Source organism: Halalkalibacter nanhaiisediminis (assembly GCF_007830185.1).
Classification (GTDB): Bacteria; Bacillota; Bacilli; order Bacillales; family Bacillaceae_D; genus Halalkalibacter; species Halalkalibacter nanhaiisediminis.
Map to the genome: position 1 here is coordinate 50650 of NZ_VLKZ01000010.1, position 19600 is coordinate 70249.

Annotated in this window: 20 protein-coding genes and 1 pseudogene; 3 read left to right on the forward strand and 18 right to left on the reverse strand. The window is 36.7% G+C overall.

The window, feature by feature from the left end; translation table 11 throughout:
* Window positions 1-174: 174 nt before the first annotated feature.
* From IQ10_RS15485 to IQ10_RS15515, 7 genes are all read right to left on the reverse strand, one after another.
* The gene (locus IQ10_RS15485; RefSeq protein ID WP_144451397.1) at window positions 175-957 is read right to left on the reverse strand and encodes a TerC family protein; all 783 of its coding nucleotides are present in this window, start codon (window positions 955-957) and stop codon (window positions 175-177) included.
* 441 nt (window positions 958-1398) lie between these two features.
* A complete protein-coding gene (locus IQ10_RS15490) occupies window positions 1399-2220 on the reverse strand; it encodes a TerC family protein (RefSeq protein ID WP_144451398.1) in 822 nt (273 codons plus the stop codon).
* A gap of 176 nt (window positions 2221-2396) precedes the next feature.
* Window positions 2397-2669: a sporulation protein gene (locus IQ10_RS15495; protein WP_144451399.1), complete on the reverse strand. Its 273-nt coding sequence runs from the start codon at window positions 2667-2669 to the stop codon at window positions 2397-2399.
* A 611-nt stretch (window positions 2670-3280) separates the two neighbouring features.
* On the reverse strand, window positions 3281-4651 hold the full coding sequence (locus IQ10_RS15500; RefSeq protein WP_144451400.1) for a hypothetical protein: 1371 nt from the start codon (window positions 4649-4651) through the stop codon (window positions 3281-3283).
* A 185-nt stretch (window positions 4652-4836) separates the two neighbouring features.
* On the reverse strand, window positions 4837-5805 hold the full coding sequence (locus tag IQ10_RS15505) for an MBL fold metallo-hydrolase (protein ID WP_144451401.1): 969 nt from the start codon (window positions 5803-5805) through the stop codon (window positions 4837-4839).
* Between the two features lie 133 nt (window positions 5806-5938).
* Window positions 5939-7624 (reverse strand): ABC1 kinase family protein, encoded by a 1686-nt coding sequence (locus IQ10_RS15510; protein ID WP_144451402.1) that lies wholly within the window; start codon window positions 7622-7624, stop codon window positions 5939-5941.
* A gap of 29 nt (window positions 7625-7653) precedes the next feature.
* Complete coding sequence (locus IQ10_RS15515) at window positions 7654-7968, reverse strand: phasin family protein (RefSeq protein ID WP_144451403.1); 315 nt, start codon at window positions 7966-7968, stop codon at window positions 7654-7656.
* A 226-nt stretch (window positions 7969-8194) separates the two neighbouring features.
* Here IQ10_RS15515 and IQ10_RS15520 point away from each other — a divergent pair, with 226 nt between their 5' ends.
* A complete protein-coding gene (locus tag IQ10_RS15520) occupies window positions 8195-8995 on the forward strand; it encodes a protein-glutamine gamma-glutamyltransferase (RefSeq protein ID WP_144451404.1) in 801 nt (266 codons plus the stop codon).
* On the opposite strand, the pseudogene IQ10_RS18815 reads toward IQ10_RS15520, so the two are convergent.
* The 5 genes and pseudogenes from IQ10_RS18815 to aroD form a co-directional block, all read right to left on the reverse strand.
* A pseudogene (locus IQ10_RS18815) lies at window positions 8934-9233 on the reverse strand (HD-GYP domain-containing protein); the annotation flags it as partial. The gene IQ10_RS15520 and the pseudogene IQ10_RS18815 sit on opposite strands and share 62 nt — an antisense overlap.
* A gap of 202 nt (window positions 9234-9435) precedes the next feature.
* Window positions 9436-9717: an FmdB family zinc ribbon protein gene (locus tag IQ10_RS15530; protein WP_144451405.1), complete on the reverse strand. Its 282-nt coding sequence runs from the start codon at window positions 9715-9717 to the stop codon at window positions 9436-9438.
* Window positions 9718-9800: 83 nt separating this feature from the next.
* Window positions 9801-10985, reverse strand: a complete 1185-nt coding sequence (gene fmdA, locus IQ10_RS15535) for a formamidase (RefSeq protein ID WP_144451406.1) — start codon at window positions 10983-10985, stop codon at window positions 9801-9803.
* 370 nt (window positions 10986-11355) lie between these two features.
* The gene (locus IQ10_RS15540; RefSeq protein WP_144451445.1) at window positions 11356-12288 is read right to left on the reverse strand and encodes an aldo/keto reductase; all 933 of its coding nucleotides are present in this window, start codon (window positions 12286-12288) and stop codon (window positions 11356-11358) included.
* Window positions 12289-12466: 178 nt separating this feature from the next.
* Window positions 12467-13240: a type I 3-dehydroquinate dehydratase gene (gene aroD, locus IQ10_RS15545; RefSeq protein ID WP_144451407.1), complete on the reverse strand. Its 774-nt coding sequence runs from the start codon at window positions 13238-13240 to the stop codon at window positions 12467-12469.
* A gap of 367 nt (window positions 13241-13607) precedes the next feature.
* Between aroD and IQ10_RS15550 the strand changes: the two genes are divergently transcribed.
* Entirely contained in the window at window positions 13608-14960 is a 1353-nt protein-coding gene (locus IQ10_RS15550) for a hypothetical protein (RefSeq protein ID WP_242009860.1), read from the forward strand.
* Window positions 14961-15073: 113 nt separating this feature from the next.
* Complete coding sequence (locus IQ10_RS15555; RefSeq protein ID WP_144451408.1) at window positions 15074-15622, forward strand: shikimate kinase; 549 nt, start codon at window positions 15074-15076, stop codon at window positions 15620-15622.
* A gap of 130 nt (window positions 15623-15752) precedes the next feature.
* Here the strand turns inward: IQ10_RS15555 and IQ10_RS15560 are convergent, their stop codons facing one another.
* The 6 genes from IQ10_RS15560 to IQ10_RS15585 all read right to left on the reverse strand — a co-directional run bounded on the left by IQ10_RS15560 (window position 15753) and on the right by IQ10_RS15585 (window position 19586).
* Window positions 15753-16274 carry a YtxH domain-containing protein gene (locus IQ10_RS15560; protein WP_199757437.1) on the reverse strand — a complete coding sequence of 174 codons (522 nt, stop codon included), beginning with the start codon at window positions 16272-16274 and terminating at the stop codon, window positions 15753-15755.
* A gap of 145 nt (window positions 16275-16419) precedes the next feature.
* Window positions 16420-16569 carry a hypothetical protein gene (locus tag IQ10_RS15565; protein ID WP_144451409.1) on the reverse strand — a complete coding sequence of 50 codons (150 nt, stop codon included), beginning with the start codon at window positions 16567-16569 and terminating at the stop codon, window positions 16420-16422.
* Window positions 16570-16738: 169 nt separating this feature from the next.
* Window positions 16739-17215, reverse strand: a complete 477-nt coding sequence (locus IQ10_RS15570) for a DsrE/DsrF/DrsH-like family protein (protein ID WP_144451410.1) — start codon at window positions 17213-17215, stop codon at window positions 16739-16741.
* 95 nt (window positions 17216-17310) lie between these two features.
* Window positions 17311-18087, reverse strand: coding sequence for a sulfite exporter TauE/SafE family protein (locus tag IQ10_RS15575; RefSeq protein WP_144451411.1), 777 nt, complete (start codon window positions 18085-18087; stop codon window positions 17311-17313).
* Window positions 18088-18177: 90 nt separating this feature from the next.
* Window positions 18178-18405 carry a sulfurtransferase TusA family protein gene (locus IQ10_RS15580; protein ID WP_144451412.1) on the reverse strand — a complete coding sequence of 76 codons (228 nt, stop codon included), beginning with the start codon at window positions 18403-18405 and terminating at the stop codon, window positions 18178-18180.
* A 50-nt stretch (window positions 18406-18455) separates the two neighbouring features.
* On the reverse strand, window positions 18456-19586 hold the full coding sequence (locus IQ10_RS15585; RefSeq protein ID WP_144451413.1) for an MBL fold metallo-hydrolase: 1131 nt from the start codon (window positions 19584-19586) through the stop codon (window positions 18456-18458).
* Window positions 19587-19600: the final 14 nt, after the last annotated feature.

Here is a 19600-nt window from a genome sequence, read left to right on the forward strand (position 1 = left end):
CCTCCAGATGTATTAAAAGCTAAAACATAATAATCCTATCTAAATGTGTTATTTATGGAGACTCTTTTCTATTTTCTATAAAAAAATGTATTTTTATTCTCTTTTTTAATGTACTTATTCTATAGCCGCCCTACTTTAGGACGGCTTAAGGTTTAACGATTTATACGATTTGTATTATGCACTCTGATTTGTTCGTTCCTCAGATGGCTTTTCTTTCGATAAAAACCAACCGCCTAAAGCAATCAGTATGAGTACAACGTAGAAGGTAATTTTCCATTCAGATGACTTGGCAAATCCTTCAGGTAAAATAGCAAGTTCTGGGTGTGACATCGTATAAACAGCTAGCTTCACTCCAACCCACCCAACAATCATAAATGCAGCAATTTCCAATCCTGGCTTTGCATGAAGTAATTTTACAAAGTAATTTGCTGCAAAACGCATAATCAGTAATCCGATAAATCCTCCAGCAAATATGACAAGAAATTTACCACCGTCTAGTCCACCAATTTGAGGTAAGTTCGTATCTGGAAGAACCATTGCTAAAGCTACCGCTGCTAGAATGGAGTCAACCGCGAATGCAATATCCGCCAATTCAACTTTTATAACAGTTCCCCAAAAGCCTGATTTCTTCTTTTCAGGTTTTCCTGCTGCTTTTTCCTTCTCTTTATTCACGAGAACTTTTCTGAAAATATGATTTGTTGCGATGAATAGAAGGTAGAGAGCACCAATTGCTTGAACCTGCCAAACATCGACAAGGAATGAGATTGCAAAAAGTGATGCGAAACGGAAAACAAACGCACCTGCCAGCCCATAAAATAATGCTTTCTTTCTTTGTTCTTCTGGTAAATGTTTAACCATAATAGCTAATACTAAGGCATTATCAGCTGCTAAAAGCCCTTCCAGCGCAATTAAGAGCAGTAAAACCCAACCGTATTCTAACAAGATGGATAATTCCATGTTATCCTCACTCTCCTTTTTAAATGTTTTTTGTTCTCCAGATGGAGCTTCTATTTCAAAAAGCTTAAGGAAAATTCGCATTCTAAACACAAAAAAAACCTTCACCAAATGGTAAAGGTTTTCATACACATAAAAAAAGACCTTTACCGAACTAGTAAAGGTCTTGCTAACAACGTCATGTTGCCAACAAAGCCGGGAGCTGTATAACTCCGTAATGACGACTTTATTGTAAAAGCTACTCCCCTTTAGGAGAACTATTCGATTATATGAGTATAATATAAGTTAAACCCTGTCAATTTGTCAATTATTATTTATTATCATGACCAATATCTTTCCATACACGTAATGATCCATCGCTTAGATTATTGATTCATTTCAATAAAAAGGCAGCATGACGATAATCGTCATGCTGCCTGCTTTTAGATCCTCCCGATATTTAAGTTAATCCTTCACTAGTTTCGTTTCTTCTAATACTTTCTTACCTTCTTTTACGTCAGGACTAATATCTTTCGTCTTGTCTTTAGATAAGAACCATCCGCTAACACCGATGATAAGAAGGACAGACCAGAAGATAATTTTCCATGTTGTTCCTTTTGCAAAGTCTTGCGAAATAATAGCCAGATCTGGATGAGCCATCGCATATACCGCAAGCTTTACACCAACCCAGGCAACGACTAGATAAGCTGCAGTTTCAAGACCAGGTCTACGGTCTAGCAGTGTAACGAAGTAACTTGCCGCAAATCTCATGATGACGAGTCCGATAAGACCACCAGCAAGGATGACTGCAAAGTGACCACCATCTAATCCACCTATTGTTGGTAAGTTAGTTGTAGGAAGCATAACAGCTAAAGCAACAGCCGCTAGAATAGCGTCAACAGCAAAGGCAATATCAGCTAACTCAACCTTGACAACAGTCATCCAGAAGCCAGAACCTTTTGCTTCTTTTTCTTTCTCTTTTTTCTTTAAATAATTTTTGAGCACATGCTTTTTGAGTAAGTGATAAACTGCAATTCCAAAAAGGTAAAGAGCACCTATTGCTTGAACCTGCCAGATATCAACTAAGAAAGAAATCAAGAACAAGGAAGCGAATCTAAAGACAAACGCTCCAGCAAGTCCGTAGAACAAGGCTTTCTTTCTTTGATGTTCTGGTAAGTGTTTAACCATTGTGGCAATAACTAGGGCATTATCAGCAGCTAATATACCTTCTAGAGCAATGAGGATTAAGAGCACCCACCCATATTCAAGTAAAATTGATAGTTCCATTTTTAATATCTCCCTTTGAAATAATTTATTTTTTCACTAACACGTTTTAATTCCTATTATTTACTAAGGATCTTAACTTCATCATGATCGATACCCTTGACATCATCACTAAAAATCAGCCTTGTATGAAACCGGTAAGAAACAGTATCACCAGTAGGCTGTAATTCCTTTGGTAATTAATAATTGAAAGGAATTTCCGTACTTTCCTTAGCATTAAGGGTTCTTGACATAAGGATTGTTTTTACCGTTTCAATCATTTGATTTGACTTCTCGTGTTTATTTTGAGCAATGAGATCACATTCAAGTCTTTTTACTTTCTGTTTTCGGAAACCACCTTGAAGTTTAAAATATCCAGAAACCCTTTCTCCAGGTAGATACTCAGCCGCATCCAAAACGAGATCAATATTGGCAGATCCTAATTTAAATAAATTCAAATATTTATTAAACACTAAAAAGTCTTCCTCCTATAAAAAATGATTAAACGTAAATGTTGTTAAAAGTATATGACGCCATTGTTACTTGCTGTGATTCGCTTTGTATTGAAATGCTTCTTGGTGGATAGTTAATCTCAAGCGTAATAATTGTGACAATATACAGCTTCAGTGTAACGATCAATGTAACACACATGAGAATTTTTCTTTGTATGTCTATGTCCAACTAGTTCTTTTTCTCCTCTTATAAAAAATCTCTGTATCAAAATAGTGACAAGTGTATAATCCCTAATAGTGTCTAGATCGTTGTTCTCCTCCTGTTAAAAAATAAAAAACCTTTACCGATATCGGTAAAGGTTTTCTCGAAAAATCTATATCACCTTTACCATAATGGCAAAGGTCTCGCAAACAACATAAATGTTGCCAGTTAAGCCGGTGATGGTTAAATCACGGAAATGACGACGTAACTGTTAGCTACTCCCCTTTGGAGTATTATAAGTTCAAATTGAACGGCAGTCTTAACTCTTCAACTATTAAGATAATAATATGATTGTGGTTATTAAAAGTCAATAAAATTTTTTCACTAAATAAATAAGTTTTTTAGAAAAAGCTTTCTCCTAAAAGAAAGCCTACAGTAGCAAATATCCGATCAATGTCCCTATTCCACCATATAAAAGAGCAAATGGCATATTTCTTAATGTAATGTGATACGGATTTTGTTTCGTGTTCATCGAGGTCATTGTTACAGTGACACCATATGTTCCTACGGTTGCCGTAGCTAATGCACCTGTAATTAATACCATACCGATGCTAAGTGGATTAATAAAGGCATACATTGGCTGCAATACTTCCATCAACACGGCAATCGTTGCAATTGGATGGACTCCAATCATGCTCATCACTAAGTACATCATTTGAATCAGGATTAAAGTTACTAAAGGGTACTCAGAAGTTGCTAAAAATGGCTCTTGAATGACTTGAAGAAACGGTGTTTCATTCAAGCTGTTTGAAAAGAAAGCAAGCGATAAAAATAACAAAACAAAGTTCTGTAAACCATTTGTTCGCATTTTCCATGTTTTCCAACCAATCGAAAGAAAACTGCGCCACCTTCTTATCAATAATGCCCATACAAATGAAAATGGTAAAATAACTAATGTGACAGCTAAGATAAAGTTTAATTGAAAATGATTGCCAATCGTTACAACAATGATCATGAAAATCGTCAGCGCGATAAGTAAATGAACAATTTTAAATGCGATTTTTCGAATGTCTAATTTATGATTTGTCCGTTCAATACTAGGCGTATAAGAAATCGAGTTAAATGTTCTTTTACCCCAGATCCAATCAATTGAGATTACAAGAACAGAGCATAACAATAACCAAGGTAAATACGAGAGATAACTAACGCCTGTAGCATCAACTGTTATCGCTACAATGATTTCCATTGGACTCCAAGCAAGCGCAACTGCAAATGCTCTTAACGTGGTTCGACTAATAAATGAATCCTTAACCTTCTTTTTCATTTTAGACATATTTTCTAAAAGAACTTCCTGCGACAAAGAAAGTGCAGACAGATTAATAAAAGAAGCAAGAGTATACGTTGTGAACGAACTCCTCACATATAACTTGCTTAAATCCGTCACATTTGCTTTCATTAATTCATTGATCCGTCGGTCGAAGCGAGCAGCACGGACAATACTATTCATCCAAGGTAAGACAGTCAAAAACGTTAATAATGGCATCGTCGACGTTAAATATAAGGGAATTTGATAATATGGCAAGTCTGCATAAATATACATAACCGTCCCTATTAAAATAAAAACAGCGCCTAGAATTCGAAATAAATTAGTTGCGCCTAGAACAGAAAACAACAACATTGGAATCGCTAATATCCCAACAACGTATTCTAGTGCTGCATTTTCGATAAAGACATTGGCCGTAAAAAGACCAAGAACAGCAGTATAAAAAATATATAAGTTCTGGTGAATAAACCGAGTCATAAGTCCCTCCTCTACTCTGGCATTTATCCACTTTACTCCTATGCTGCAAATCTGACAACTGATAAGCTCAAATGTACACACAGCATATCGCTACCTGTTTTTCACTAACACGAAAAACCTCTTAAGACGTCTCAAGAGGTTACATGATAAAAAACACTAGTTATGAATACCGAGATTCAACTTATCTAATTGTAAATTTTATCAATTACTAATCCATCAGCCCTATTTCCCCAATATGATTCACCTATTGCTAAAACGTTTAGTGAATCTTTACTTAGATTGAGTCGCTTCCACTCTTTATAAAGCCGATCTAACGCCTCTGGTCCTGTATCATCTGCTAAACGATAAGCTCCGTAATGCATTGGGATAAACGTTTTTCCTTCAAGCTCTAAATATGCTTTTACCGCGTCCTCAGGATTAATATGGGACGTAGCCATAAACCACTCTGGCTCATATGCCCCAATTGGCATTAACACAATATCAAGATGAAAACGCTCCGCAATATCTTGAAAACCTCTAAAATAACCAGTATCTCCAACGAAATATACAGACTGATCTGTGTTTAAGTCTTCGACAATCCAGCCACCCCAATTAGACGTATTGGTATCTGTTAATGATCGCTTTGTCCAATGCTGCGCTGGTACAAAGGATAATTTCACTGTTTGATCTTGCAGCATAAAATGCTCCCACCAATTTGCCTCTTCTACTTGTTTATATCCTCTTCTAGAAAAAGCTGATTTTAAGCCCTTCGGAACAAAATAGGTTGGACTCCCTTTTAATTTCTTGATTGAGCCAAAATCCAAGTGATCATAGTGACCATGAGAAATAACCACAACATCTATGTCTGGCAGCTGTTCAATAGCCAGCCCTGGATTGGTTAAGCGTTTTTGAAACCCCATTCGATTAGCCCACACTGGGTCTGTTAAGATGTTTAGACCATTCATTTGAATCAAAAAAGTCGAATGACCGATCCATGTTAGAGAGAACTGAGTCCGATTCTCTTGAAGCAGACGTACTTGCTTATGTTGAGCATAAGGGATTTGAATCGATAAATCCTTTTCTTTTGACCTTCTTTCCTTGTACCAACGCATCATATCTGAAAATGATTTATGATTGTCGACATTATCATAGTTTTGATATCTATGTTTCTTCATGTATGCATCCCTCATTATCATTTTAACACTCTATAACAAGCAATTATGAAGGGAAAAGAAATAGATTTCAAATATTTTACTCTTTCTCTCATTGTGGATTGCTCAAAAAATAGAGTCATAAGGCTGCGTCTCTTTAAAACCTTCCAGACCTAAAGATTGAAAATAAAAGCCAAAGAAACATAATAGTCGCAATTCCAAAACCAATTTCAATAGCTGGTATTCGCCACAGTAATGACGCAGATGGCTGCATAACTAGTGCAGAACCGACAATTAGTCCAACCATTATAATACTAAAAGAAAGTAAAACAATGCTAAATGACAGCTGATTACTCATACGATTTAATCTTTTCACTAATAGATCAATTTCTGGGATAGAGATTTCCATTCTCATCTTTCCTTTTTTCAAGGTTGATGTAAATTCTTTTATATTTTTAGGCAAATCAGTTAGAATGTCCCCGTATTCAGTAAAGTGATTCCATACCTTTTCTGTAACATTCTTCGGATGATACCGCTCTTTTAATAATTGAACTCCAAATGGTTCAGCGACTTTGACAATACTTAGGTCTGGATCTAACCTTGCGACAACTCCTTCCATCGTGAGCATCGCTTTCCCAAGCAAGGTAAGGTCTGCTGGTATTCGAATGCTATGACGAAACGCAACAGCAAATAGATCATTAACCGCTTGTCCAAGACTGATCTGACTAAAGGGAACATCATAATACTTTTCCCTTAAGTAGTCGACATCCGCTCTAAATAGCGACATATCGATATCATCGGGTACCATCCCCATACTCGTAATGGCCTTGATCACTCCATCTGTATTTTGACGCATCATCGCAATGACAAATGTCGCAAAATGATCCTTCATTTCAGATGTTAGACGACCCACCATCCCAAAATCCATCAAAACAATCACGTCTTTTGGCATGACGTAGATATTCCCAGGATGAGGATCGCCGTGGAAGAAGCCGTCAATTAAGACTTGCTGAAAAGTCGCGTTTGCAATCCTCTCAGCAAGAATATGACGGTTATGTCCATTTTGCTCAAGCTTGTTTATTTCATTTAACTTTGTACCTTCAATGTATTCCATTGTGAGAACTTTCGCTGTTGAATAATCCCAATATACTTTTGGGACACGAATGTTGGGATCATTCTTAAACTGTTTCGCGATTTTCTCTGCGTTTCGTCCTTCATTCGCATAATCCAATTCTTCGCGAAGCGTCTTTGCAAACTCATCAACAACATCGACTATTTGATATCTGTCCGCCCATTCTAAGCGATGCTGGGCTAGTGCAGCTAAATCTTGAAGAATCTCTAAATCTGTTTCAATCATATTCTTTATATTCGGGCGTTGAATCTTTACCGCCACTCGTTCACCCGTTTTTAAAACGGCATAATGAACTTGTCCTATTGATGCTGCAGCTAGTGGCGTTTCTCCGAATTCATCAAAAACATTTTCAAGTTTCGCACCTAATTCTTGCTCAACTATTCGCTGAACATCTTCATACCCAAAAGGTGGTACATGATCTTGGAGTTTCTCTAACTCACGAATGACATCAGCAGGAAAAATATCAGGTCGTGTACTAGAAATTTGTCCTACTTTCACAAAAGTGGGCCCGAGATCCTCTAAGAACATGCGCACACGCTCACCAAGGGTTTTAGTGTGTAACTCTTGTTTCCTATCGATAAACAGTCGCTTCGGGATAGAAAGCTTTTCTAGGAGTCCCAAGTCTCTCATGACAAAGCCGAAACCATACCTCGTAAAAGCTGTCACAATTTCCCGATATCGTTGAATATGTCGAACTCTTTTCCTAATAATAATCGAGCACTCCTTTAAACCGTACTGATCTAGATGTCTTCACCTTCTGTTTTCATTTGTCGCTTTTCAAGTTCGCTAATTCGGTCTTCTAACCTCTTTATATCTTCTTTTGTCGCAAGATTTAGTTCACTGAGCATTTTTTGAAGCCTGCTTTGGATCATTTGATCAACTTTTTGTTGTGTTTCTTCCCCTTTTTGAATTAATTCTTTAACAAATTCTTTTGATTCACCCCTATTCAACTCTCCTTTACGAACTAATTCCTCCACGACTTTTTCTGCCTGTTCTTTACTTGTAATGGCTGCACCAAGACCTAACGCTAACCCTTTTTTGATCATATCTCTCATGTTAATAAAGCCTCCTTTATCTCATATCCTTTTAATAAATAAACGGAATCACTCAAACTTAAACGTGTCTCACCCTGTTTAATCCATAACTTAATGTTGTACATTATTTTACCCTAAAAACAGTATTTTTTATAGAATATTAGGATCATTCATCATTTTACTTTTTGTTCAATATTTTAATGCTTTTCATAGTATAGAATAAGCACAGCAAAATGGGAGGTTTCTTATGATTTCCATTAACCAAACGTTAATAGAGGTTAGTCAAATTTATCTAGAGGGGTTATCTCCTCAACAATTAAACATTCTCAATTTAATGGAGAAATCAAGGGAGGTTTATCGATATGATTCGATGATGCAGCTTGAATTTGAGCTGTTACTTAGGGAAGAAATCATCGAATCAGCAAGATTACTGGATAAAAGCAGGGCCCAATTTGCAAGCTTTGAAACATCTAAATGTAATGAAGCATATTGGACAGTAACTGGGGAAGGAGGATTTGAATTTAAACCGAACGTCTTACCTCAAACTGCCATCGAAGATATTTTTATTAATGGTCAGAAATACGCTTTTGAATGCGCCGTCGCAATCGTGATTATCTACTATAAAGCTGTCTTAGAATCCATTGATAAAAGGCATTTTAATCAAATGTTTGCAAACCTTTATTTATTTTCTTGGAAATTCGACTTAGATCTTGATCTTAGTAGTCATATCGGAACGGATTTCTTACCAGGAGACTGTGTCTACTTCAAAAACCCTGATCATGACCCAAGAATGCCCGAATGGCAAGGTGAAAATGCTATTATCCTCAATGGAAATCTCTATTTCGGCCATGGAATTGGCATCACAACAAGCCAAGGTATGATAGATGTGTTAAATACAAAACGACAAAAAGACTCAAAGATATCAGCCTTTTTATTAAATCAAATCACACGTCCCAACTTTCGTTACTTAAGTCAATTTAGGATAACTAGATCTCGTGCTTCCCCTCTAGCCATTTTAAAAATTGGCTCAAAGACTTACCTTCTTTAAGACCTTCAACAAACTGCTCATTTTGACAGAAACCTAGAAAGGCTTTTGCTACCGTATAATCAAATTGTCGTCCTATATTTTGTCTTATCTCTTTTAAAATTGAATGAAACTCCTGAGACTCTCGATACACCCGTTTGGAAATCATAGCATCAAAGGCATCAGCTATCGCTATGATGCTAGCCGCAAGAGGAATCTCTTCTCCTTTTAAAGCATAAGGATACCCTTTGCCATCATATCTTTCATGATGATATCAAGGACACTACTCCTTTTAAAGCATGGTATTTGTTTTAAAATGTCATACCCGAGCTGGGGATGAAGTTTCACCTTAGAAAATTCGTCCTCCCAGTATGTTTTATTTTTGTAAACCGCGCTTCTTTATTCTAGGATGTAATTCTTATGAAGCCAGCAAAAATACATAGATTTTTGCTGGCTTCATTTCTTTAATGACTAATTTGCCAAGGGCGTTGTTGCGTTTTCTGATGTTGATGCTGATGACGTGGTTTACCACTAAGATTTTCTTTTTTTACAATCTTAGGCTCCTTGCCTGCTTCAACTCTTTTTCTCACTGCGTTTGGTGAAAGAATAAGATTCGGTGGTAAAAACACACGTGTTCCTGCTTGTTGGCAATGCGGGCAAAATGACTGATCATTATAGGTTGCCGTACTTTTATGCCATTCTTCATAGTAACCATCTTGAGGACATTCAAATGTGTAAAAAGGCATATGATCCCTCCTCCTATGTATCAGTTTAAAATCAAGAGAGGAACCGAATTGCACCAGTACAACCTTGATTAAGAAATAACTCGTTATTTCAACTTAGGACGTATATCTTGATCAAAGATTTCTGTTGGAATCGCTACTGTACAACAAGCATTCGGAATATCCACGATTCCACTGAGACGACCTTCTACTGGTGCTGTACTTAAAAGCATATAGGCTTGTTCACCAGTGAAGCCTCTTGTTTTCAAGTAATCAATTGCATTTAAGCAAGCCCGACGATATGCGATGTGTGCATCCAAGTAATGTTGCTTCCCAGTAAATTCATGAACTGAAATTCCTTCAAAAGTGAGATAATCAGAAAAGCGTGGCTCAACTGGGCCTGGTTTGAAAACTGGATTATTAACAATGCCATACTTCGCCATACCGCCTTTGATGACCTCTACATGGACGTCAATCCAGCCAGCCATTTCGATACCACCACAAAATGAAATCTCTCCATCACCTTGCGAAAAATGAAGATCACCCATTGATAATTTAGCGCCCTTCACGAAAACAGGAAAATAAATGCGTGAGCCTTTTGATAAGTTTTTAATATCACAATTCCCACCATTTTCACGAGGTGGAACCGTTCTAGCTCCTTCTCTAGCAATTCGATCAAATTCAGCTCCCTTTACATTCCCTAAAACAGCTGAATCTGGGCTTGGTAAAGTTGCTAGTGCTGGAACGCGATCTGGATCGGTATCAACAAGTTCTTGTTCACGCTTATTCCATTTATCTAGCATTTCATGAGATGGTGCAACACCAATTAAACCAGGGTGAATGATTCCTGGCATCTTAATACCTGGGATATGACGTGAAGTCGTATAAATACCATGAAAATCCCAAATTGATTTTGCTGCATCAGGATAATGGTCCGTTAAGAATCCCCCACCATTTTCTTTAGCAAAAATCCCATTAAACCCCCATTCAGACTCTGACATAGCCCCCATGTCTAGTAGGTCAACAACAAGGAGATCACCTGGCTCCACTCCATTTACATAGATCGGCCCACTCAACACATGGACTCTGCTTAAGTTTACATCGCGGATATCTGATGGATCATCATTGTTAGAAACTTGTCCATCTGTCCAATCCTTACACTCGATTCTAAACACATCTCCTGGGTTTACGGAAATGGCCGCAGGGATATCTGGATGCCACCTATTATGGCCTGGAACCTCTTGCTCGTCCATTGGCTTTGATAGATCGATTCTAAAAAGTGTTTCTGGCATACAATCTCCTCCTCTTTATTTTGACTAGAAAATTGTGATATTAATAAATTGAAATTACATTTAACATCACTCCTCTCATAAAATAAAATGAGTTCTATTAAAACAGAGAGAATTTTATGCTTTTATGTAAGAAAGAATCTGATAGGTTAGAATGTTTTAGAGTAAAGCAAAAAAGTATGAATTATATGTACAACCATGTACTAATTAAGAAAAAATTTTTGAGGATCAATTGAGATAACTAATTACATGTTAGTGGTTAATCTTACAAACAATTAAGCTAATTATAACAAAAAATTCTGAAATTTTAAATAATATGTCAGATAATTTAACAATCAAAAAAGGGCACGAAGCTGTCGCGCCCTTTCCTTGATCAACTAAAGATCTGATCAATTTCTTTAATTTCTGCAGCTGTTAACTGAACATCTAACGTTTTTAAATTGTTTAGCACTTGATCTGCTCTTTTTGCGCCTGGGATCATCACATCAATGGCGTCGTTCGTTAAATACCAAGCGAGAACAACGTGAGCAACTTCTGCACCTTTAGCATCAGCTATTTTGCGTACTTGTTCTACTTTTGCTAAGTTTTGTATAAATGCATCTCCCTGTAAGTGCGGCATATTTTCACGTAGATCATTAAATCTAGTATCTTTATTATATTTACCAGCTAATAAGCCAGCTGCAAGTGGGAAATACGGGACAAATGAGATGTTATGTTCTTTTACGTACGGCAATAATTCCTTCTCTGCCTCACGTTGTAGTAAATGATATTCTCCTTGGTGAACGTCTACATATCCATCTTTATTTGCTTCTTTTAATTGATCGAGTGAAAAGTTCGATACCCCAATCGCTCTAATTTTCCCTTCGTCCTTCATTTGTTTTAACGCACCAACCGCTTCGTCTTTTGGTGTGTGATCATCTGGAAAGTGAATATAATAAAGGTCAATATAGTCTGTTTGAAGTCGCTTTAAGCTATCTTCAACTGATTGCTTTAAGAAAGCTGGTGAGTTATCAAAAACAGTGTCTTCACCAACAAACTTATGAGCACCTTTTGTTGCGAGAATAATCTCACTACGCTTTCCTGTTTCTTTGATGACTTCCCCGACCAATTCCTCTGATCGTTCTGGACCATAAATAAAAGCCGTATCTAAAAAGTTAATACCGTTATTTAAGGCCGTTCTAACTAAATCCTTTCCTACTTCTTCATTAAGGTTAGGATAAAGATTATGCCCACCAACAGCATTTGTTCCAAGCCCAATAGGATTTACATATAAATCTGTTTTTCCAATCTGTACGTGCTTCGTCATTGAATCCTTCATCCCTTTCCACCTTCAATAATTTGGTAACAATTTTTATTATAAAAGGTACTGTTACTCTTTCAAAGTTTTAAGACTTACTCTAGTTCTCTTTACATAATAAGAAAAAAGTTACCACCTATCTATGTGATAACTTTCAATCAATATGTAATTTCCCTAGCAAAAGTACTTACATTGACTTTTTTATAATCTCTATAACCGATCTTAAATCTTCAATCGGTATTTGCCCAGGGGCTGAGCTTTTTTCACCAATCCCGAATGTAATAGCTGATCCGAAAACAAAGCCAAACATTCGAGTGAGTGATCCATAATTCCCCATCGACATCGTCACTAAAGGAAGCTGCACAAGTCCTTTAGCATCATGCGTAACCTGTAATAATAATAAAACATCATCTAACTTTTGGGACATAACAGCCGTTTTTGCGATATCAGCACCATATAATTCAGCTTCTTTATACTTATCCATCAAAACGGAATAGTCAGGGGTCGATTCAAAATTATGATACGAAAGAATAAAACGTATATCATGATTTTTTGATTCTTCTCGGAGAAATTCAATATCTTGCTTTTCATTTATTAATTCATAATCTAAAATATCGATTTTCCCACTTTTACAAACCTCAGCCATTAATTGAACCTTTTCTTCTTCCAGTAAAGAAATCGGCTGGCCACCTTCCTTTTCTGAACGAATCGTAAAAAGAATCGGAGTGTCTGGCATATGAGTGTGAATCTCCGACAACATTTCCATCACTATTAAACGATCATCCAAATCTTCAAAAAAATCAGCACGCCATTCAATAAGATCTGGCTTTTTTTGCTTCACATTTTCTAATTCGTTTATGATTTCAAGTTTGTTCTTTCCTATCAATGGGACACAGATATGAGGATGGTCACCACTAATTTCTCTTCCTCTTACCTTTACGATCTTTCTTAAATCACTCATTAGCATTCTCCCTCTCTTTCAATCGCCCTCAAAAAGAGGATACTTGACGTTGTCTAGAAGACTCAGGTATTTAGCGCCATTCACTTTTTCACTTTAATGCTTTAAAGTATATTTTATTACATAAAAAATGACAACCACTAATTAGACTGCTTTTCGGTCAATAAATGTATCTTACATGTATTTAAATTTGCTTACAATCTTATGTATTACTCTTTATACGGTCACACAAAACTTCTCTACTGAAATTCAGTTTTAACCGAACATATTACGAACTAGACTATTAATACACATTATGAGACTATCTTTTTATTGGTAAAAAAAGCAAAAGTCAAACTTGACTCCATATACGAAGGGATATGTATGAACGATGCTGATGATTTTTATTTATCCATTACTTGTTGCATTATATATTGTATCGAGATTTATTGATATTCCTTTCTTTTCTTACTCGATTGGAATCATCGCATTAATTGCTTTATTCATTTCTTTTTTTCATGCGAAAGGACTGTATTTAATATCAGGGATTTGTTTCTTTGCTATTGGCTTTCTTTTATTTATCCAAAGTGAGCTTGCTTGGTATGAATTGTTGTTTCAATTTGAAACAATGCTTGGCGTTCTTTCCCTTTTCTTAGTTCTTCCTTTTATTAACTCTTTAATTAGGGTCGGTCATTATGATAAGAATTTAAGCGTGTTATTAGAACGAGGCGTCACAAACCTGAATAATTTATATAAACGTAGCTTTCTTGTTTCCCACCTTCTTGGGTTATTTTTGAATATCGCTACCATTCCTCTACTCGTTAAAACGCTAAATAATACATTGCACCAATTACCAAAGAAAACTGCAGATAAGTTTTATACCCAAAATCTACTACGCGCCTATGCCTTGTGTCTAACCTGGAGTCCAATGGAGGTAATGGTCAGTCAATCACTAGACATTACTGGAACAAGCTACTTTCAAATATTCCCAGTAATCATTTCAATCGTGTTGATTGCCATTTTATCAGACTGGATTCTTTCTGCCTTTAAGTTTAAAGAACCGTTAGTCTTAACCACCTCACATTCAACTGTATCAAACAAAAAAATATATAAAAAAATACGTGAAATGTTATTATTACTACTAATCTTGATTTTATCTGTTTCCTTTACACAATACATTCTTGATAAAGGTTATTTATTTTCAATTATTATCCTAATCATCCCCATTTCAATCGGATGGGCTTTTATTATTGGTAAGTTCAAAAGGTACTTTAAAGTAACGATCCCACATTGGAAAGAGAGAACGAGAGGCTTATCAAATTATTTCTTCATGTTCTTAAGTGCAGGATTATTTGTCGAAATGCTTTCAATTTCAGGTCATCTTGCTTTTTTACAAAATGCTTTTATTGCCACATCAGACAACACGCTACTCTTTTTCTTAATGATCGGGGCATATTTTCTCATTACGTCTTTTATCGGGTTCCATCCTTTAGTATCTATCACTCTTGTTGCACAATTACTCGGTCCGATCATTGCCGATATTCCAAATGTTTCTCTAACGATTGTCTTAATTGCTTGCAGTTTATCGACTGTCATGTACAGTCCGTATAACTTATCTGTATCGATTTTATCTGAACAAATAAAGATAAACCCATATCGCTTAGGATTATGGAATCTTCCATATGCCATTTTTTATATGCTATTAAGTATTAGCGTCGCCTACCTCATCAGCTTGTTGTCTTAAAATTTCAACTGTTTTTTACAAGTATTTCGAACTATATTATAATGATTGATACGTACTTGAAGACTAAATGCGATGCGTCATTTAGAATAAAAAAACTGAAAGAGAGCTTTAATATGACAAATAATCATGTATCTCCAAGGGAAAAAAGCATTGTTTTTATTGGTTTCATGGGAGTTGGTAAAACAACAATCGGAAAACTCGTTGCCCAAAAGTTATACCGAACATTTATTGACATAGACGAAGAAATTGAAAAAGAATACGGGATGCCCACTCAACAAATTTTTCAAAAGATAGGTGAAAAAGCATTCCGTGAAAAGGAAAAAAGTTTAATTCAGAAGTTTTGTACGCAAAAGCTGAAAATTATTTCAGTTGGCGGTGGAGCTTTCTTACAAAAAGAAATACGTGATATTTGCTTAACGAATTGTACTGTTATTGCTTTAGATATTTCTTGGGACTCGTGGAAAGAGCGCTTAAATGTTATTATTGACAGCCGCCCTGTGTTACAAGGTCGTTCAATGGAAGAAATTGAAGAATTATTTTACAAAAGACAGGAGATCTATTCCGCTCACAATTCGAAATTAGTTACAGATAATCTAAATGTTGAGGAAATCGCCGATTATATTACCGATTCCTTAAAGGTAGCTTGGGAGATTTATTCATAAACCAGCAACATGAACGTAATATTTTAACTGGAATCAAAAGAAGGACTAACAACTGTTTCTGTTAGTCCTTCTTTATTTCTTTTTATCAAACTAGTATTCTACTTTTTTAACAGCTTTCACTGGTTTTAACTTATCCATGCTGTTTCAGCGATTTGCCGTTCGTCGTTGAGCTAGTTGTATCATGAATAGAATGTACATTTCCACTATTATTTACATTTGCACTCTTATCATTTTCAGCAGTGATACCTTCACCTGCATCCTTCACTTTACTACCAATCTCCTTTAAATCATCTGTCGCTTCTTTAGCAGATGAAATAATCTCAGATGTATCATTCTTCATCTGGTTGACAGGTTCAATAACGTTACTATTCACTTTCTCATATATTTCCTGAACATCATTGATAATCTCTTTTAACGTTGCAGATGTTGTTTTGATTCGTTCTTGCCATTCATTTTTGACTTCAGTAGGATTTTCTTTTACCTTTGTAATCATTTTTGTCGTTGAATTTTTCATATCTCTAGTCGTCGTGGATAGCTTTTTCCTATTTGATGCATCAAACATGGCGACCATGCCCCCAACGACTGCCCCAACAAGCACTGCTTTCCATAACGTATTACTTGTCTCTGTTTCACTATTACGATAATATGTCACAACAAATCGCCTCCTTATTAAATAAACGTTTAATTAACATTTCCATTCTCGATTTCACCCTACAAAAAACATCTCCTAATTATCGCATTCCTTTAAAACGACTTTAGGAGATATTTTTTGCTTTAGTTACAGGATTTAATTTTCCTTAATTGTTAGAATTACCGTTGTTAGAGTTTTGTCCACCTTTTTGACCAATCTCTTCAAAATGCTCTTTCCCATACTCTTGTTTTACCTTTTCTCCACCCTTTTTACCTGCTTCTTCATAGCTCATCTTTTGATTGTTGTTTTGTGCCATTTGAGAAACCTCCTTTGTAAAGTTAGTTATCTATACCTGTCCAAGTAGCCTAACAAACGTCTTTTTCTATGTAATAATAAGAATTTTTATGTATTACCATCTTAAAAGTCTGAAAAATATAAAAATAAGCCAGTAATGAGGATTCCCACACTACCAGCTTACAATCCTATTAAATGAACAAGTTAACATTACCTTCTTCAGCTTCTGCTAGATATGTTGCCACACCTGCATACTCAATTCCATCAATGAGTTCCTCTTTTTGAATCCCCATGACATCCATCGACATTGTACAAGCCACCATTTTAATGTCAAGGTCTTTCGCCATTTCAATTAATTCATTTAATGAAACAACATTATGCTTTTTCATCATATGCTTCATTAATTTTGAACCAATTCCACCGTAATTCATTTTTGACAGGCCAAGCTTTTCAGGACCACGCGGCATCATTTTGCCAAACATTTTCTCAAGGAAGTTCTTTTCAACCTTTACATACTGCTCTTTACGCAATACATTTAGTCCCCAGAATGTAAAGAACATGGTCACAGGCTTCCCCATTGCCGCTGCTCCTGTCGCAATGATGAAACTCGCAATCGCTTTATCTAAGTCGCCGTCAAAGACGATCATCGTCGCTTTTTTCTTTTCCATTTCAATCTCCTCCTAATACTTGCATGGGTATTTATCATTATCCTCATCATATACCATAAAGGGTATAATGACAACCAAAAATTTTTATTGTTTGATTAAAAGACATCGAACCAAATTTTAAGCGATGTTGCGACAATTAACAGCGCTAAGATCCATTGTAGAATTTTCGTATTCATCTTTTTACCGACTACGGCTCCTAATGGGGAAGCGATGATGCTCGCTATCACCATAATGACAGCTGGCCAGAATAATACTTGATCCGTCGCAATTTTACCAACTGTTGCGCCAATTGATGACAAAAACGTTATCGCAAGCGAGGTGGCAATCGTCATCCGTGTCGGAATCTTTAAGACAACAAGCATAATCGGAACGAGAATAAACGCTCCAGCCGCTCCGACGATCCCTGAGGCAATCCCGACGATCAAGGCGAGTATCGCAGCCAATCCTTTATTAAATATCACTTGATCCATCGACTTATCATCGAGTCCTTTTTTCGGGACAAACATCAGAACGGCGGCAATCGTCGCAAGAATCGCGTAGACAAGATTAATTTGACCCTCACTCAGAAGGGTTGATCCAAACCCACCGATAAAACTACCGATAATGATACTTGAGCCCATGTAAATGATTAATGTTTTATTAAGATATCCGCCTTTTCGATACGCCCACACGCCACCTATTGTCGCAAAAAAGACCTGGACGGCACTAATTCCAGCGACTTCATGTGCGGTAAAAGCGCTAAATCCAAGTAGGGCTGGAATGTAGAGAAGCATGGGATATTTAATGATCGAGCCACCTATCCCGACCATCCCTGATATAAATGAACCGATAAAGCCAATGAGGAAAAGCGTTATAATAAAACCGATTTCCATTCTTCCTACCTTCTTTCCCTAGCTAATCACTAAAAAGGTGCTGTTATATGAAAGAAAGGACATCTTTTTTCGATGCCCCTCCCTATAAAACTAGGCTTTCTTAATCCAAAACTTTAGAACATCGCCTTCTTCAGCTTGGTGAACAAGCTCATGACCAGATGTTTTCGCCCAAGCAGCCATGTCTGACTTTGCTCCTTTATCTGTTGCGTGTATTTCAAGCACTTGACCTGATTCAAGCTGATCCATTTCCTTCTTCGTCTTTACTACTGGCATTGGGCAAGCAAGTCCTGTTGCGTTTAATACTTTATCACTATTCATTTCACTACATCTCCTCTATTGTTTGTTTTGATTCTTTATCAGTGTTTTTCTTACGATACGGCACAACGATTTGGACCAATTTCCATTTCCGTTTCTTCTTCTGGGCTAGGTGAAAGCTTACCCATATTGGTTTGACGAATTTCTTGGTATGAGTTTGGTTGTGGCGGTAAGTTTTCTGAAACCATACGACGAAATTCCTCTTCATCTTCGACCATTAATCCCTCATTTGTTTTGTATAAGTCACCAAGTCTTGCGAACACACGACCTTGTTCATCAAGTTCCTTTAGCTTCGCAAAGTGAGCTGGTAAGACAAGTAATTCTTGATCAAGCGCTTTGTAACGAACATATAGCGACTCACGTAAATCACTCACCCAGTCTTCTGCTTTTCCTGCTAAGTCTGGACGACCAATGGAATCAATAAAGAGAATATCTCCAGTAAACAAGTACGTGTCATTGACAATCAGTGACGTGCTTCCAATCGTATGACCTGGTGTGTAAACAGCCTTCACTCTGACATTTGCCTCGCCAAACGTCACTTCTTTCCCGTCTTCTAATGTCTCATACTTAAACGTTACTTCACCCGCATCTTTTGGTGGTAAGTAATACGTTCCACCCGTTGATTCAGCTAAACGACGTCCACCAGAAATGTGGTCAGCATGCAAGTGAGTATCAAACATGTGTAACACTTTAATACCTAATGCATCAGCAAAATCCTTGTATTGACTCACAAGACGAAGTGGGTCAATCATCGCCCCTTCATCATCAGATACGATTAAGTAAGACAAGCAGCCTTTTCCGAGACGAACGAATTGATAAACCGCTCCACCACCGTCTAAATCACCCACTTTGATTGGCTCAAGGTGCTCACTCCATGCTTTCATGCCACCTTCTAAATAGTAGATATCTTGTCCCTTAGCTTCCGAAAGCATTTCCGCGACAAACTTTGATGAGCCTTCTTTTGCACAGACAACTAAAATGTCTTTGTCATGAGGAATTTGGTCAACGATCTCATCGACCCCTTCGATTAAATCAAAGTAAGGCTTATTCATCATCTCGATGCCTTCTCCTTCAACTTTCCACTCATCAAACTGATCCGTATTCCGAACATCAAGGATAAATAATTCTTCCTTATTGATTACTACCTTCGCTAACTCTCCTGCTTTCATTGCTTGAATCGTCATTTTTATACCTCCAA